Source organism: Paenibacillus sp. FSL H8-0332 (assembly GCF_037963835.1).
In the GTDB taxonomy this organism is placed as follows: domain Bacteria; phylum Bacillota; class Bacilli; order Paenibacillales; family Paenibacillaceae; genus Paenibacillus_AQ; species Paenibacillus_AQ rhizoplanae.
The window spans coordinates 3,296,750-3,313,423 of sequence record NZ_CP150145.1 but is presented as its reverse complement, the minus strand read 5'-3'; the positions used below and the strand labels follow the sequence as shown (position 1 = coordinate 3,313,423).

Below are 16,674 nucleotides of genomic sequence, written 5' to 3'. Positions count from 1 at the left end.
ACAGAGAAATATCTACCCGGCGCTGAAGTCCATATTCTGTTCTAAAACGCCAAAAAACCGCACCCCGCAAGCAATATCTGCGGGGGCGGTTTTTCAATTGCGGATTATTTCAGTGTTGATATTATTTACTCCCCTGCGCCTGCTGGGTAGGCCCGTAATTCGCCGCTCCGGTGAAGTGAACATCTTCCGGCGTGGGATACACTTTCGGGATACGCAGATCCCGCTGATACAGTCTCAAATGCTCTCCCCGGGGAGCGATATCCACGACATCACAGCCTCTCCAGGATACCTTGTATTCCTCGCCCCGCACTGTCTCCTTCACAGCCACCGTCTCCAGCGGATGCTCCAGCTCTACAGTTTCCCCTGCTCCAATACTACGGATAACAAGCAGATTCCCTTCCCTCTCAGGTGTGCAAACGGCTCCGTAAATCTTCATGCTGAGGTTCTGCCCCATCCAGTCATAGACCCGTACCGCAACATCGCACGGCTGCTTGACTGTAATGGACATATGGCCCTGGTCGGGATAGCTCATGGTGACGGCTGCCTCCTCCGTCTCCTTATCCACCGGCATATTGACGATTACCATTCCATTCTGGAATTCCACCGCCCGGTTCCATATGATCTCCAGGGCCACCGGAGCCATGCCGACGCAGCAGCCCGCAATGGAACGAAACTTGGATAACGACATGGAATTCACGAGTGAGCCTCCGGTGAAGCCCCCGATCATTCTTTGGTCAATCTCCCTGTAGGTTATGCCTGCTTCGTCAGGCCGGGTATTGTCTGTGACCACGTAGGAAGTTACCTTAAGCTGATTCTCCACCAGCTGGTTCCGCGCAAACAGGGTCATATCCTCCCAATATTCCTCATACCCGGCCAGAATCAGCTCATTCGCACATTCAATCATGTCCTTGATGCAGCAGGTCTCGCAATGCTCCTCATGTGGCGGATGCCACTGGGCATACTCAGGCACCCAACCGAAGGAGGAGGACAGGCTGCGGATATAATCATAGATTCCTTTGCCTGAGGTAATATACCGCTTCTTGCCTGTTACCCGGCCCAGACGTACCAGACCGGAAGCTACCCAGCCTGCGGAATGGACATGGCCGAAGAACTCCATCTTGTAATTGAAATAGCGTGAAGGTCCGAGCAGATGGTTGGCGATGCCCGTTGCGAGATCCAGCGCGGCCTCATCTCCGGCAATTTCATATCTGCGCACCAGAGAATGCAGGATAATGGCATTGCGGATTGCCTGCTCCCCCCGCCCGGTATGCCTGGACAGATCGAAGCCGCCGTCCAACAGGTACACATCATTGGGGAATTCGTAGAGGGGCTCCTGCTCCTCATAATCCCCCGACCAGAACGTTCTTACCTTCCGCTCAATCACCAGGGAGCGCATTCCCCTCACCAGCCCGGCCGCTCTGCTCTCCGCCTCCCCTTCCCCGGGATCATTCTCCAGCATCCGGTTCAGCGCGGGAAGAATATAGCCCATTTCATGAAAAGAGCTATGATTCGTATGCGTCCACGGATAAGGCTCATGAAAGCGCAGGCCGTGCTCCCCCCAGGACTTCATCAGATGGCGGTAAAAGGATTGCTGCACCGCAGCGCCTTCCTCCGTCTTCAGCATTTTGCGTACCGCGTCTATGGCCTCATACCAGGAGCCGACCAGCTCCGCATCGTCCACCCGGCAATGGGCAGCCTCGGCTGGTTTCTTATGAGGCAGTACCAGCCAATAGGGCAGATTGTCTTCCTGCTCATCCACCATAGAGGTCAGATACCCCAGAACGAGCTTGGCATTGTGTAACGGCGTGAATTTTTCGTAGACCTGACTTGACATGTTGTCTATCCCTCCGCTGGTTAATCTCCGGTAACCCTAACCTTGAAATCGTCAAAATCGATGGACGCGTTCGCATAACCGTCTACGCCGAACAGCTGTCCGGTCAATGTACTGCCGCCGGTATGGCGGAAGGCGAAATCTGTAGCGGCCGGAACAGATTCATTGTTGATATAGACGCTGTACGTCTTGGCATCCCAGTTCGCGACCATTTTGATGGCATACCACGTACCCAGCGCGAAATCTCTCACCTTGACCTTGTTGGAACCGCCATTTTGGACCAGGATTTTACCGGAATCAAACGCCGTCACCATAGAATAGTTGCCGGTCCCGCTATCATTTCTTACCATAGCGCCGTTGGCATACTGGAAGCTACTGTTTAACCGGACACGGTACTCGATGACAATGCGCTGATTCCCCTCAGCGTTTACATCGCCCGCATATGGCAGGAACAGGTTGGCTTTGCCCGCTACTGCGGTTGTGGTCAGCCGCAGGAATTTGTTGCCGGCTTCCTCATGAACCACAGCGGCAGCGCCGTTCGTCAAATCCTGCGCTGTAATGCCATAAGGATATTTGCCTGCCGTATCGCCGGAGAAGTCCCGGTAGGCCTTATAAGTTATACCGTTCTGTGTGGTAATCAGCGAAGCCAGCAGGGCGGCTTCCGCTTCAGCGAGTGCATTCAGCTCTGCATTGAACTGCGCCAGCGTCAATTCCGCATTGCCCGCCAGCGTCTCCGCTTGATCCACTGCGGCAACGAAGTCGTCATACTTGGCAGCACTATAATTGCCTGCCCCGTTTCCAAGCGGATAGGAGTTATTAGCCAGCTTGCTGCGAAGCTGACTTACGATCTCATCCAGACCATAACCAGGTACAACCTCTACAGAAATGGTGGAGGAAAACTCCTGGTTGTTGATCTTGAGCGTCACAGGAATCTGCACCGTGCCAATGGTGCTGAAGTCCAGTCCTGCCAGCTCGCTGCCGGTCACCTGGGCCTGAACCGTCTGGTTGTGGTAGACGGCATTTACAACGCCCGGAAGCACGGGAACCACGCCTGAAGGTGTCTTCACTGTTGAAGTGACCTGAAAGGCATCGGAAGCGGCAATGACTGTTATGCGGAAGGTAGCTTGCTTGCCGCCGGATACGGCTGTAATTTGCGCTATGCCCGGTTGAACGGCATTTACCGTATGGGTAGCCGGGTCGATGGCTGCCACTCCTGGATTGCTGCTGGTATACTGCGCACTCGCGGTTACATTCTGAACTTCATAATTGTTGTAATGTGCTGTTGCCCGCAGCGGTGAGGGGGTCTGGCCGCTGATCAGCACAGGCTCCGGTCCGGTGAGCGCTAAAGACTGTACCGTTGTCGGATCAGCCTTGACGTTAATCGCAGCGGTAGCAGTTTTTCCGTTATAGGAAGCGGTAATCGTTGCACTTCCTGTCCCGGCGGCCTTCACCTGATTCCCTGCTTGAATCACGGCTACGTTCGTATCGGACGAGGTCAGGATCACGCCTGCCGTGACAGCAGAATAGGTAGTGCCTGTTACTGTATAGAGGGGCAGACTGCGGGTCTCGTTAAGACCAAGCGTATATCCGGGAATCCCGAATAGCAGCTCCGATGTATTCAGCCGGGATAGATCCAGGCTGTCGATGTCGGCCAGATTACTCCCCTTGGTGAAGCGTAGGACATTGCTGCCTTGCGGAAGAAAGATCTTCGCCGTGGAGGCTCCCCAGCGGTTTGCGCCGGAATAGACAATATTCATCGACGCTCCAGGCCCGCCGTTGACCGACAGGATATGGGAGGCTTCCCCCGTATTCGCTGAGCCGTTGCTGTTGCGTACGGACAGCACATAGAAGCCCGCCTCCGGCACGTTGACGTTGAACTGGGCGTAGTCGTAAGCGTTAGCCAGATTGGTGATCTTCAACCCGCCGGAGGCGGAGCTTTCGCGCCGGACCGCTGGGGATGAAGTGCCAGCCGGATCTTTTACAAGCAGAGCTTCTTCAGCTTGATAACGAATCCGGGCTGGCTCGCCTGATGGGATTGCTATCGGACTGTTCGGATTAACGGGTTCTCCCAGGTTCGGCGTGTTGTCTGCGTTCCAGGTGAACTTCTGTGCTCGGACATTGCGTGTCCAGCCTGAGCCAGGCCAGCGGGCGGAATGGTAGATGATCCAGTCCGCGGTCCCGTCCGGTGAGGTCACGATACTGTGATGGCCCGGGCCATAGACACCGTTCGCGCTGGAGAAGAGCGGCTGATTACGCTTGGTCCAGGAGTCCGGATTCATCAGATCGGCGCTGGTGCTGGCCGTGATCAAGCCGAGACTATAGCTGTCTGTCCAGCTTCCGTTAGCGGAATATACCAGATTGATCTTGTTTCCTTTAATGGTAATCTGCGGTCCTTCATTAATCCGTCCGGGAGAGGTCTCCCAGTCATACTCCGGTGTGGACAGGAGCACGCGCTGTGAGCTGATCGTCCATGGATTGCTCATTCTGGCGATGTACAGATTCTGAAAGCTTCCGTCCGTCTCTTCCCAGCCGGACCAGATGAAATAGTGCTGGTCGCCGATCGTCAGTACAGTGCCGTCAATCGCCCAGCGGTCCGTGGCATCGGTAATCTTGCCTTTGAAGGTCCAGCTTCCGCTCATCGGATCGGCACTGGCATTCTCCATCACATACATACGGTGGTTAGCGTTGGTTCCGTTATCGGCTGCAACGTAGATATACCATTTGTACTGGCCGTCCGTATCTTTGAGATAATGCATCTCCGGTGCCCACACGTTGGAGCTGTACATAGTTCCCTTAACTGGCGACCAAGCCAGACTCCGCTCGCCTGCTTCAATACCGGTAATCGTCTTCGACCTGCGGACCATCACTCCACTGGCATTAACAAAGGTGTTGTAATAATAGCCGTCCGTGTGCTTGTATACCCAGGGATCGGCCCCGGTCTGCATGATGACATTGTAGAAATCCGTCACATTCGTTCCTCCTTGTGCAGCCACTACCGGCTCTGGTAGTGACGTCCCCGACTCTTCCGCCGCAGCTCCCCCTCCCCACTGAGGCAGCATGAGCAGGACCGCTAGGCTGAGCAGCAGAGCTTTGACGCTTGTTCTGTACCACTTCTGTTCTTTCCGGGCATAATTAACCGCTTTCATTTTTTCATCTCCTTCTCGCAGGAATGATGATTCCGTCTAGCGTACTCATAATACCCTCCGGGACGCATTTAAAAAATGGACTATCTTAAAATGTTTTTGTAACTCTTCTGAAGATTGCAGGGGAACAAGTGGAAAAAGAGCAACTGTTGCTCACGGATTCAGGTGCACTTGTGCACCTCATTTCTGGATATTGCCTGCTTTCGGCAAAATCAGGTGCACAAATACCCCTCATTCGCCCGAATTTCTCATAACCGCCGAATTCAAGTGCACTAATGCACCTCATTCGCTCACTTAGCCTTCTTCCGCCGAATTCAGGTGCACTAATGCTCCTCATTACTCAATAGCTGTAAGCTCAACCTTGCGAGGTAACTTCCACCTAAATCATCACGCTTCCCTTCCAACCTAAATTATCACTCTCCCCCTCCAACCTTAATCATCATTCTTCCCTTCCCGCCTGAATCTTCCTGAAGCCTGCCCTTCCCCCTGCAGCCAAACAGGGCACCTCCCGCTAAACGGAGGTACCCTGTTCCACACTCACTTGCTATTTTAGCTGCCCGGAAGCTTCGGAATCTTCACGTTCACGGTTGTTCCATAGCCCAGCCGGCTGTCAACGGTAAGTCCGTAGCCCTCTCCGAACAGATGGCGGAGCCGGTTATGAATATTCAGCAGCCCGATGCCCTGCGCCGATTGTCCGGCCAGGGCCAGCTCCGTATGCTTGAGGCCAAGCTTGGCCTGAAGGGCGGCCAGCTCCTCCGGCTCCATTCCTCTGCCGGTATCCGTTATACAGAAGCATACATCCCCGCGCGCATCCAGGCTCCCGGTAATCTGAAGCCTTCCGCCCTGATCCATCCGCTCCAGTCCGTGATAGACCGAATTCTCCACGATGGGCTGGAGGATCATCTTGGGCGTCTGCAGCTCCAGCAAGCCCTCCTCCACATCAAGCGCCAGAGAGAACTTATTCTCGTAGCGGATCAGGATAATTTTCATGTAAGCTTGTATGCAGTCCACCTCTTCCCGGATCTGCACAAGATCATCCTTCTTGATGCTATAGCGGAAGATCTTGGACATGCAGTACGTAATTTGCGCAATCTCCCGGCTTCCGTATTCCAGTCCGATGCTGCTGATACAATTCAGCGTATTATACAGGAAGTGGGGATTAATCTGGCTCTGCAGGGCAGAGAACTCCGCCTGCTTCTGGCTCAGCTCGGATTCGTATAGTCTGGCCTGGGTATTGAACATCTCCAGGGTCATTTCGTCCATCTCGTCCATCATCCGGTTAATATCCTGGGCCAGCAGGCCCACCTCGTTGGTGAACCGGACTTTAATCCGGAAGCCTCTGTCCCGCCCTGCTACCTTCTTCATATCCATGACCAATCCCATCAGGGGGCGCATCAGATTGCTCATGAAGAAGCTGCCTGTAATAATCATACTCACAATAATACCAAGGCCCACCATAATGCTGACCTTCCGCATGGGAATCATATCGGCAGTCAGTTCCTGCACCGGGATCATACTGACCACACGCCACCCGTCAGCCTGCTCCAGCCCCTTAACCTGGACGAGAACCTCCTTGCCGCCAATCGTTGCTTTTACCCCGTTAAGCAAATGGTTCTTGTCCATAGACAGCACATCTTTGATCACATTGCCCCGCGCATAGGAATTGGTGGATGCAACCACCTCGTCCCGGTTATTCAGAATGGACAAGGTGGAGTTCCGCGTTAATTCCGTATTCGCCACCAGCCCCTGCATTTTGTCCATATTGACCATCACCATGCAGTAACCCGTAATCTGTGAGAAATGGACGCCCCCGATAGACTCCACAATGGGAGCAATATAGAAGAACTGTTCCGTTCCTGTCCGGTCATCCTTCAGAATGGCGGTGAACTTCCCCTTCTGCCGAAGCGCAGGATCGTTCTTGTACGGGCGGATAAAGGACTCATACAGATTAATATAAAAAATATCACCGCTTGCAGAATCCTCGCTGGAGAGGCGTCTTCCCTGGAGATCATTAATCATGATGCCGTTCACATACGAATTGAAGGACCGCATATATTCCATCAGATCCAGTGCATAGGGAGCGCTGTCGAACGCCCTTTTGTAATCGTCATCGGCTATGGTGAATTCCTGAATCAGCTTGCTGTTGACCGCAAAGCCGGTGCTGATCCGGATATCATTGAACACCGAATCAATTTTGCGGCGGGTCTGCTCAATCATCTTGTTGCTGTAGGTGACCGCCCGCTTCTGTGTCAGATTCGAGAAGCTGTAGAAGAAGTAGAACTCCATGACCATGAAGATCAGGATGGAGCACACGATGAACAACCATAGCTGATGCTTCAATTTCACCTTGCGGGTCTTCATGGCCTGCTGCTCCGTTCAATTTCCCTTTTTCTGAATTTGGCGGGCGTCATCCCGCAGTGCTTCTTGAACACCTTATTGAAATAATAATAATCTACATACCCGGACTGGATAGCAATGCTCTCAATGGACAGGTCTGTCTGCTGTAAAAGCCCGCGGGCTTTCCTGATCCTCAGCTCGGCCACGTATTCAGAGAAGGTTTTGCCCAGATTCTTCTTGAACAGTTGACAGCAATACACCTGATTGATGAAAAATTGGACCGACAGCTCCTTCAGATACAGCTTCTGCTCATAATTCCGGTCGATATAGGCGACCATCCGGTTGAAGCAGGAGAGAATATCCCCTTCCTGCAAAGCACGGCTATTCCCTTGCCGGAGCACGGTAAGAACGTCATGCAGGAAGCTGCACAGCGACTCCAGATCCTCGAACCGCTCCTTCAGCTCGGCATAATTCAGGAACTCCAGCTCCATGTCTCTGAGTTCTTCCGAATAAGCGCTCGTCAGAAGTCCGACGGCCTGATTCCATAAGTAGACCACCTCAATCATTCCCAGCTCATGAAGCCTGAAGTATTCCTGCAAGCCCAAGATGTATGTCTCGATGCTGTCGTATTGATTGCCATGAACTATAGAGTGCAGCTCATCTATACAGGGCTTCACCAGAGGCAGCTTGGGATTATAGTGAACCGCGCCGGAAGCTTCATCCACGAATACCCGGGAGGCCGCCAGCTCGGCTTCCTTGATCAGCTTGCTGATCTGCTTAAGCCCGCTGCCGATGCTGCTGATCCCCACCACAGGAAGCCCTGGACTGCCTGCGGCCGCAGGCCATTCATCGGTGATTCCTTCCAGCTCACTCTCCTGCTCTGTGATCAGAACTGCCAGCAGGGTGCTTGCTCCGTTCTCTACCTCCAGCACATGAACCGGCTGCCCGTCCAGCTTCAGCAATTCGCTGAGCTTCGGCCGGTCTGCCTCATAATGGACAGCAAGCACCTGGCAGCAGCCTGCACTCATGCCGGCAGGAAGGCAGCGCCTGATCTCATCTTCATCTGTCGAGGTAAGCGCATCCAATAGAAGATGATTGCGCGCCGCACTTCGCCGGGAGAAGTGCAGGGCGAGCTTCGCCAGGAACGTATCGGTCATATCCACATCCAGCGGCTTCAGGAAGTAATCCAAGGCCCCGTAGCGCAGCGCTTCCTGGGCGTATTCAAATTCCGCATACCCGCTTATAATGACGAATTCCGTGTCTATGCCCTGCGCTTTGGCTCGCTTCATCAGATCGAGCCCGGAAATCTCCGGCATCCGGATATCTGTGACCACCAGATCCGGCTCCTGCAAGGCGATGGCTTCCCACGCCTGGGTTGCACTTGTGAACTGTCCCGAGATTTCAAAGCCATACTGCTCCCAGTCAAAGGCATTGCTGATCCCTCTAATCGCCCACGACTCATCATCTACAATAATGACCTTGTACATGGATACCCTCCTGAACCTGTGAATTCATCTGGGCTTACCCGGCAAACGAAAGGCGGATAAACCACTTCTAATCATCCTCGTGGTTTATCCGTATTTCAAGACTTATTTGGTTTTCGCTTTAATTTCTCTGTAGAGCTTCACATTCTCATCCTGAACCGCTTTACCGCCAGCGTCCATATATTCCTTCACCAGCTTATCGTATAAGGCGTCGAATTCTGCCTCCTTGGCCACCACCAGCCGGTCAACCATCTGCTTGTTCATATCGCCCAGCGTCTTGCCGTACTTGATGTTTGATTCGTTCGGCACCCCGTAATAGAAGGATGAATAGCCGTCTGTAGTGTTGATTTTGTATGATTCCATAGCGAGTTCCTCATACTGCTTATCCCCGGAGGCCAGGGCTGCGGCATAGGTTTTGACGTTCTTTTCGGTGTCGCCCAGCTCAGCGCCGTTAACAATCATCGTATAATCCATGTTCAAATTACTCATTTGCATTTTCTCGCCGGTCTGTGCAATCCCTTGCGGGATGCCGTCTTTCAGCGTATGGTGAACGCCTTCTTCACCAAACTGCAGGAAGAACATCACCTCCGGGTCCGCCATCCAGTTCAGATATTTGACCGCCAGCTCCGCATTTTTGCTGCTTTTGGGAATGAAGGAGAATATTCCGTTCTCATTATATACCTCTTTGAGGTATTTGCCTTCGGTGTTTTTGAAGGTATCCACCGGAACATAGTGGGCATCCGGCGAGTTTTGCTTCAGTGGAACACGGATTTTCTGGGTCATTGGATAATCCCAGTTGGCGGCATAGAAGCCGACCTTGCCGTTGGTGACATCGGCATCCGCTTGCTTGGTGGTTTTGTCCAGGGCAAAATCGGGGCTGATCAGCTTCTCATTATACAGCTTGTTCAGCCATTTGTAGGCATCTTTGTTGCCCGGCTTCAGCCAGTTCGGCGTGGTGACGAATTCTTCCTCGGACATCTGGCCCCAGAAGGATTGAACCAGGTTGCCGAAGGTGTAGTTCATGCCGGCTGCCGCCGTTGCCCAGGGAATGACGCCGTTCACATTGCCCGGGTTCTTGTCGCGGAAGGCCACCAGCGTCTCGTATAACTCATCTCTATTGGTCGGAAGCGGCATTCCCAGCTTGTCGAGCCAATCCTTACGGATGAACATCCCGTTCCAGGCCAGCAGGGTGCGCTTGCCCGGAATCGATACCTGCTTGTCGTTATATTTGCCGTAATCGAGAACATTGTCCCCGAGATAAGTTTTCAGTTGTTGGCCATGGCTCTCCAGCAGCTCGTCGAGCGTGTAGAGACCATCACTTTTGGCAAAACGGGTGACCAGCGTCCCGTCATAGGTGAACGAGATGTCCGGAGCCTGGCCCGCAGCCATTAATACGTTCAGCTTATCAACCTCCTGGGACCGGGGAACCGGTACATATTCAACAACAGCGTTATTCGGCTTGCCGAAATGCTCATTCACATATTTCGTCCAGAAATTATTATTCAGATCCGGCTGGCCCTGCACCCCTCTGTCGAACACCTCCACCGTAAGCTTTGCAGGAGGATCAGAAGGGGACTTTGCGGCATTAGACGACTCCGGCGCGGCTGTCTCTTTGCTCTCTTTGCCACTTTCGCCGCAGCCTGCAGCAACGCCGGCCAGCAGCACGGTGCTGCACAGAACGGCCGATATTTTCTTGATGCCTGTCTTCACGGTATACCACCCTTTCATCTCTTAGCATGATAGTAATCCAGATTATAGCTTCCTTGCCCAGGCAGCTTCAACTTCCGCCAGCCCGGCATCCCCCCTTCCGCGGAGTATACCCGCCTCAGCCCTTGATCGCGCCCGTCATTACACCGTCTACGAAATACTTCTGCAGCTTGGGGTAGATCAGCAGAATCGGAATGGTGGTGAACATGACGCTTGCGGCCTTCAGCGACTCCGGCACAATGAACGAGCCGATACTGCCCTCGCCGCCCTGCTGGCTGTCCAGCTGCTGGTTGGCTGAGATGATCTGGTACAGCTTGAGCTGCATGGGATAGAGCTCTTTTTTGGTAATATAGAATAAGGCATCCTGGAATCCGTTCCACCGGTCTACGGCATAGAAGAGGCTTAAGGTGGCAATCGAAGGCAGCGAGAGGGGCAGCACAATCCGGAGAAGAATTCCCAGATCCGAGCACCCGTCAATGGACGCCGATTCCTCCAGACTCTCGGGAAGAGAGCTGAAGAAGGTTTTCAGGATAATCAGATTGAATACACTCATTGCGCCCGGCAGCACCAGACTCCATATCGTATCCATCATCCCCAGGTTCTTGATCAGGATATAGGAAGGAATCAGACCACCGCTGAAATACATCGTGAAGACCAGCGCGGACAGCAGGAAGTTTCTCCCCCATAGCCGCTTTTTCGTTAACGGATACGCCGCACAGATGGTCAGGAACATACACACCGCCGTGTAAAAAATCGTAAGCACAATACTGTATCCAAGCGTATACAGCATATCGGCATCGCTCAGAATCGTCTTATACGTCTCTAAAGTGAAGTCTACCGGCCATAAGCTTACCTTTTGCGAGATAATCGCTTCGTTGGAACTTAATGATAACGCTATCATGTATAAGAACGGGACAATGCAGGTGAACGACAAAGCCACAATAAAGACAATAATCGCAATATCTGCCACACTTTTTTTCCGGCCATTCCGCCCCATTCGTATCGTGCTTGCCGCTCTCACCATATCCCATCCTCACCCAATTTCTTTGCAATATAGTTGGCACCGATCAGCAGGGTCAGACCTACCACAGACTGGAACAGCCCGACGGCCGTTGCCTGGGAGAAGTCTCCCGAGCTGATGCCCACTCTGTACACGAAGGTACTGATGACATCGGAATATTCGCTGACCAGTGAATTCCCCATCACAAACGGGCGGTCGAACCCGATCGATACCATTCGGCCAATCTGAAGAATCAGCAGGATATTAATCGTAGATTTAATGCCCGGCAGTGTAATATGCCACATTTTGCGGAGTCTGCTGCAGCCGTCCATATCGGACGCTTCATACAGCTCCTTGTTGATGCCGGTAATCGCCGCGAGATAAATAATCGTCCCCCACCCGATGTTCTGCCATACCCCCACAGTAATATAGGTGACCAGCCAAGGGGTCTTCTGTGACAGGAATTCGATTTTCGACAGGCCCAGGCTATCCAGGAAAAGATTCACCATCCCGCTGTTAGAGAACATTAGATAGACAATCCCGCCGATAATCACCCAGGACATGAAGTGTGGCAGATAGAGAATCGTTTGCGTTATTTTCTTGAACCGGGCTATGCGGACCTCGTTAAGCAGAATCGCCAGGATAATCGGGGCCGGGAAGCCTGCCACTAAATCCAGCACATTCAGGACCAGCGTATTTTTGAGGGCACGGTAGAAGCTGTCCTGCTGAAAAATAAACCGGAACACATCCAGTCCCACCCATTCGCTTCCACTCGTCCCCTGAAAAATATTGTAATCCTGAAAGGCCATAATCAAGCCGTAAATCGGGGCATATTTAAAAATGGCAATGTACAGCAGAGGCAGCAGCAAAAGGGTATAGAGTAGGGCATCTCTCCTGATCCTGAGCCAAAAGGTGTGTCTTCGAGTTAGTCCGATCTGATCTTGCTGATTGTTTAAAACCGCTTTCATTTCTCCCATCCCTCCGGCTGTATTAAGGAGCTCTCTTGTTCTTCATTATAGCTGCGCCGGGAGATAAGAAAATGTAATCGCTTAAATGAATTTGGTAATAACTTAAAAGACAGCCCCGTGAAGGAGCTGCCTTAAGCTTCATTTCATAATCAGATCGATTCTGCCGAACAACAGCTTCACCAGCTCGGTAGGACCCGGCAATCCCGGCTGAAAGAAAAGAAGAATGGTAACTCCCGCCGCCGCAAACGTAATGCCTGCGATAACCTTTCTGGCTTTCTTGTCCTTACTGCCCCGGAATTCAAAAATAATGATCCCGCATGACAGCAGCAGAATACTTAGGATCATTGCCATTTTCATGCTTCCCACATCCTTGTATGGTTGCTGGAATTCAGGCGTCCCCTCCGTCAGTCGGCCGATTGCTCCGGTATGCCTTGAGGTCCGGTTGATCTTCCGTTCCCGGTAATACTTGCCTTGACGGAGACCTCCACCCGCAGCTCGGGGTACATAGCCTCCCACTGGTCCTTCTTCGCCTTCCACTGCTGCGGGTAATGCTTGCGGAAGGAATCGGCGAATCTGTAAAAGTCGGTCTTCTGCTCCTGTTGAGACATGCGGAGTGCCTGCCCGGCAGCCTCCTTGAGCCGCTTCTCCCACGCCTTCTTCAGCGCCATCACCTTTGACGGATCAGTCAGGTTGGCATCGGTTGTATTCAGAACGACCTCTCCCTTGGCCTGAATACGGACCTTCATCATCCATTCGCCGTTGACGATGCTCGGGGTCAGCATGGTGGTGATTTGTTTAGACAGAATCGAGAAGGAGCCCTTCTCTCCCTCCAGAGCAACCGGCATGATAATATTATTAAGCTCATTAATCATCAGCAGTACTCCGAGGCTTACCGGTTCTTTTACAGTGAGGGAATAACGTCCGTGCTTATACAGGCTTAACCCTTTGAGAGAGGGAGTCGTCGCATTCGGGCCATCATTCTGTTCCGGGGGAGCAATCAGGATACGGGTTAAGATGGCCGAACCGCTGGCTCCCTGAATGGATTGGGACAATTCCAGCAGGGTCACACGCGTGCCCAGGTTCATATTCGCCATTTCGCGGAGGGATTCAGAGGAGCTCCGCTCCAGCGGGTCCAGCAGGGCAAGAATATCCTTGGCGGAATCCTGGCTGGAGAAGATATACGCGTGTTCACGGAACTGCGGATAACGGAGGAAGAAATCAACATATTCACGCAGCCCCTGCTTCCCCGCTTCTTCACTGATTACAATCACCTCACATTGGCCCCAGAACATATGGCGGGCGACCTTCCGCTGCAGCCGGTTCAAGGCTTCCGCAATGTTCTCTCCTTCAGCAGTCCGGATCATGGTGACCCCGCTCGCGCCTTCGCCTGCCCCGCCGCTCTCCGAGCCGCCGCCTCCTTTACGCGGAATGAAGATCTGTGCCGTCAACTGCGCCTGGCCGTCCTTATAATCCACGCCGGTGGCCAGCACGATCGCCAGGTCATTAATCTCCGTCCGGTCCCAGCATCCGGCCAGCAGTAGACTGCTCAGCAATAGCGCTGTAATGGCCTTGAAGCTCCGCATAGCCCTCCCTCCTTATTGTCATCCACTTCTCAGCAGCTTCAGCCCCTTCTTCAGCAGGGCCAGTCCATAGATTGCGGCGGGAAGCCCCACCAGAAACATCATTGTGTATAGGTTAGCCGAAGCGCTGATAAGCGCAGACACTCCCGCAGCGCCGGTTACTACCCAGTAAGAGAACACCATGCTTACGAAGGCGAGCGGAACCACCAGCGGTCTATAATCGTCCAGCCCGAACCATTCAGCGGCCGAGGTGGCGAAGATGTAGAGAAAGACAGAGATTTTGACAAAGATCCCGAAGATCCAGATCGCAATAATGAGCGCCTCAATATGCTGCAGGAAATCGGCAATCGTAATGTAACGTGCAGCAATCATCACCGGAAAAGCAAAGCTGTCCGTCAAATCACCCATCAGCAGCAGGCAGAACAGATTGGTCGCGGTCATGGCCAGGGTTGTTGCGACCAGCGAGGCGAGCATCGTCCGGCCCAGATGTTTCTTGCTGTTAACGTAGGGCAGCAGGAAGGCCAGCACAGTATATTCACTGAACCATGCCGCCGGAGCCACCGCGCCTTTGACGATGGGAACGAACCCGTTCTCCATGAACGGAAGCACCTGGGCGGGTTGGAGCTCCCGGATCAGGAGCACAAAGATCAGGCAGAGCATCACCACCAGCAGCGTAACGAACACCTGCGCAGTCCGGCTGACCACCTCAATGCCCAGCCTCACATTAATCGCGCAGACTGCGACCATCGTCCCCATTATGACAAGCAGCGGCGTCTTGGGAAGCGCATTATTCACAATGAACTCACCGTATTCCAGAATAATCAGGCCGTTCAAATGGGGCAAAAAGAGCAGAAAACCCAGTCCAATCACCTTGCCCGGCAGCCATCCGGCGATCAGCAGACTGGACTGCATAAGGGTCTTGCCGGGATAGAGGCGGTTCAGTCCAAGTGAGATCCCCATGACCGTTACTCCAATCAGCGAGCCCAGGATGGGCGATAACCACATATCATGCCCTGCATAATGCATGGTGATCCCGGGGACAGACAGGATAGCCGTCGCAAGAATGGAGGGAAACACCAGATAGGCCAGCTGGGTAACCGATATTTTCCCTTTGTCAGTCAACATAAGTATCCCCTTCTCTGGTGAAGTCCGGCTGCCGTCATTTGCTCCGCGGCTGGGAGATCCACAATACATCCTTCAAGCCCTTGCTGAACGTTGGAGCTGCCGGTGACAGATAGGGCCTGCCGAACGAACGTAGACTGCTAAGATGAATGACCACCAGGATGATGCCGAGCATAACGCCGATCAGGCCCAGCGTGCCTGCCAGAATCATCATGGGGAAGCGCAGCAGACGGGTCGCGATACTGGCTGAATAACGCGGAACCATGAAGGAAGCAATGCCCGTAATCGCCACGATAATAATCATTGGCGCAGAGACAATTCCCGCAGTGGTAGCAGCTTGGCCTATGATTAGCGCGCCCACGATACTGACGGCGGAACCTATCTGCTTCGGCAGCCGGACTCCGGCCTCCCGCAACGCCTCGAAGGCAATCTCCATAATGAAGGCTTCCACCAGGGCCGGAAAAGGAATCTCCTCTCTCGCCCGCGCGATACTCAACAGCAGCACTGTGGGGATCATCTCCTGATGGAAGGTGGTGATGGCTACGTAAGCGGAGGGGAGCAGGAGTGACAGAGCATAGAAGATATACCTGAGCCAGCGGACAAAAATACTCATGTAAATGTTCTCGTAGTAGTCCTCCGGGGATTGCAGCATGGAGAACATATTGACCGGGGCAATAAGACTGAAGGGAGTCCCGTCAATCAGTAGCGCAAACCGGCCCTCCAGCAGATTGGAGACCACCACATCCGGGCGCTCCGTGGCAATCATCTGCGGAAACGGCGAAAAGGGCTGGTCAATGATGCCCTGCTCAATATACTGGCTCTCCAGCACATCTTTGATATTCAGGCGGCTTAGCCGTTTGTTGACTTCAGTGACCAGTCCCGGCTGAATCATCCCTTCCACATAAGCGAGGGTGACCTTCGTATGGCTGTATTCTCCAATAGTCTTAGTGTGCAGCTTCAATGCAGGCGTCTTAAGCCGCATACGCAATAGAGACTGATTCATAGCCAGAGCTTCCGTGAACCCGTCACGGGCACCGCGCACAGTGGATTCAGCCGCCGGTTCTTCGGGGGTCCGGGTGGGCACCTTGTATAGCGGATAACCTTTACCCGAAGCCTGGCCGTCCAGCAAAAGAACAGCTTCGCCGTCCAGAATCGCTGTAACGGCTTGTTTGGCGGTGTTAATCTGGTGAATCGAGGCGACCGGAACCTCAGCAGACCACTCCACTGCCGGTTCAACTGCAAGGCCGGTCTGCTCCAGCGGGGCCAGCAATTGCTGCTCCAGCCGTTCCGTATCACATAATCCTGTACAGTACACACAGAGCGCAGAAGTACGATGAACAGTCTGGAACGAATGGAACACAATATCCTCACAGCCTGCAAAAATCCCGTGCAATACCTGTTCGTTCTCTGCCAGCAGACGGGTGAGATTGATCTCCGGTGCTGCTTCCGTTGCAGTATTCATCTGTACTCCCTCCCTGCTCTACCCTTTGAATATCATATTC

Annotated in this window: 11 protein-coding genes; all 11 read right to left on the bottom strand. The window is 53.2% G+C overall.

Features of this window, described 5'->3' with window-relative positions; all coding sequences use genetic code 11:
• Window positions 1-121: 121 nt before the first annotated feature.
• On the bottom strand, window positions 122-1,834 hold the full coding sequence (locus NST43_RS14335) for a hypothetical protein (RefSeq protein WP_339225011.1): 1,713 nt from the start codon (window positions 1,832-1,834) through the stop codon (window positions 122-124).
• 20 nt (window positions 1,835-1,854) lie between these two features.
• The gene (locus NST43_RS14330; protein WP_339225010.1) at window positions 1,855-4,977 is read right to left on the bottom strand and encodes a family 43 glycosylhydrolase; all 3,123 of its coding nucleotides are present in this window, start codon (window positions 4,975-4,977) and stop codon (window positions 1,855-1,857) included.
• Between the two features lie 546 nt (window positions 4,978-5,523).
• Window positions 5,524-7,335, bottom strand: coding sequence for a sensor histidine kinase (locus tag NST43_RS14325; protein ID WP_339225009.1), 1,812 nt, complete (start codon window positions 7,333-7,335; stop codon window positions 5,524-5,526).
• Window positions 7,332-8,798, bottom strand: a complete 1,467-nt coding sequence (locus NST43_RS14320; protein ID WP_339225008.1) for a response regulator — start codon at window positions 8,796-8,798, stop codon at window positions 7,332-7,334. The genes NST43_RS14325 and NST43_RS14320 overlap by 4 nt, the downstream gene beginning before the upstream one ends.
• A gap of 102 nt (window positions 8,799-8,900) precedes the next feature.
• Window positions 8,901-10,523, bottom strand: a complete 1,623-nt coding sequence (locus NST43_RS14315) for an extracellular solute-binding protein (protein WP_339225007.1) — start codon at window positions 10,521-10,523, stop codon at window positions 8,901-8,903.
• Between the two features lie 97 nt (window positions 10,524-10,620).
• Window positions 10,621-11,526 (bottom strand): carbohydrate ABC transporter permease, encoded by a 906-nt coding sequence (locus NST43_RS14310; protein WP_339225006.1) that lies wholly within the window; start codon window positions 11,524-11,526, stop codon window positions 10,621-10,623.
• Window positions 11,520-12,470 (bottom strand): ABC transporter permease subunit, encoded by a 951-nt coding sequence (locus NST43_RS14305; protein WP_339225005.1) that lies wholly within the window; start codon window positions 12,468-12,470, stop codon window positions 11,520-11,522. The genes NST43_RS14310 and NST43_RS14305 overlap by 7 nt, the downstream gene beginning before the upstream one ends.
• Before the next feature lie 138 nt (window positions 12,471-12,608).
• Entirely contained in the window at window positions 12,609-12,827 is a 219-nt protein-coding gene (locus NST43_RS14300) for a hypothetical protein (RefSeq protein WP_209990618.1), read from the bottom strand.
• A 47-nt stretch (window positions 12,828-12,874) separates the two neighbouring features.
• Window positions 12,875-14,053 (bottom strand): Ger(x)C family spore germination protein, encoded by a 1,179-nt coding sequence (locus tag NST43_RS14295; protein WP_339225004.1) that lies wholly within the window; start codon window positions 14,051-14,053, stop codon window positions 12,875-12,877.
• An 18-nt stretch (window positions 14,054-14,071) separates the two neighbouring features.
• Entirely contained in the window at window positions 14,072-15,175 is a 1,104-nt protein-coding gene (locus NST43_RS14290; protein WP_339225003.1) for an endospore germination permease, read from the bottom strand.
• 34 nt (window positions 15,176-15,209) lie between these two features.
• Entirely contained in the window at window positions 15,210-16,634 is a 1,425-nt protein-coding gene (locus NST43_RS14285; RefSeq protein WP_209990610.1) for a spore germination protein, read from the bottom strand.
• Between the last annotated feature and the right edge of the window lie 40 nt (window positions 16,635-16,674).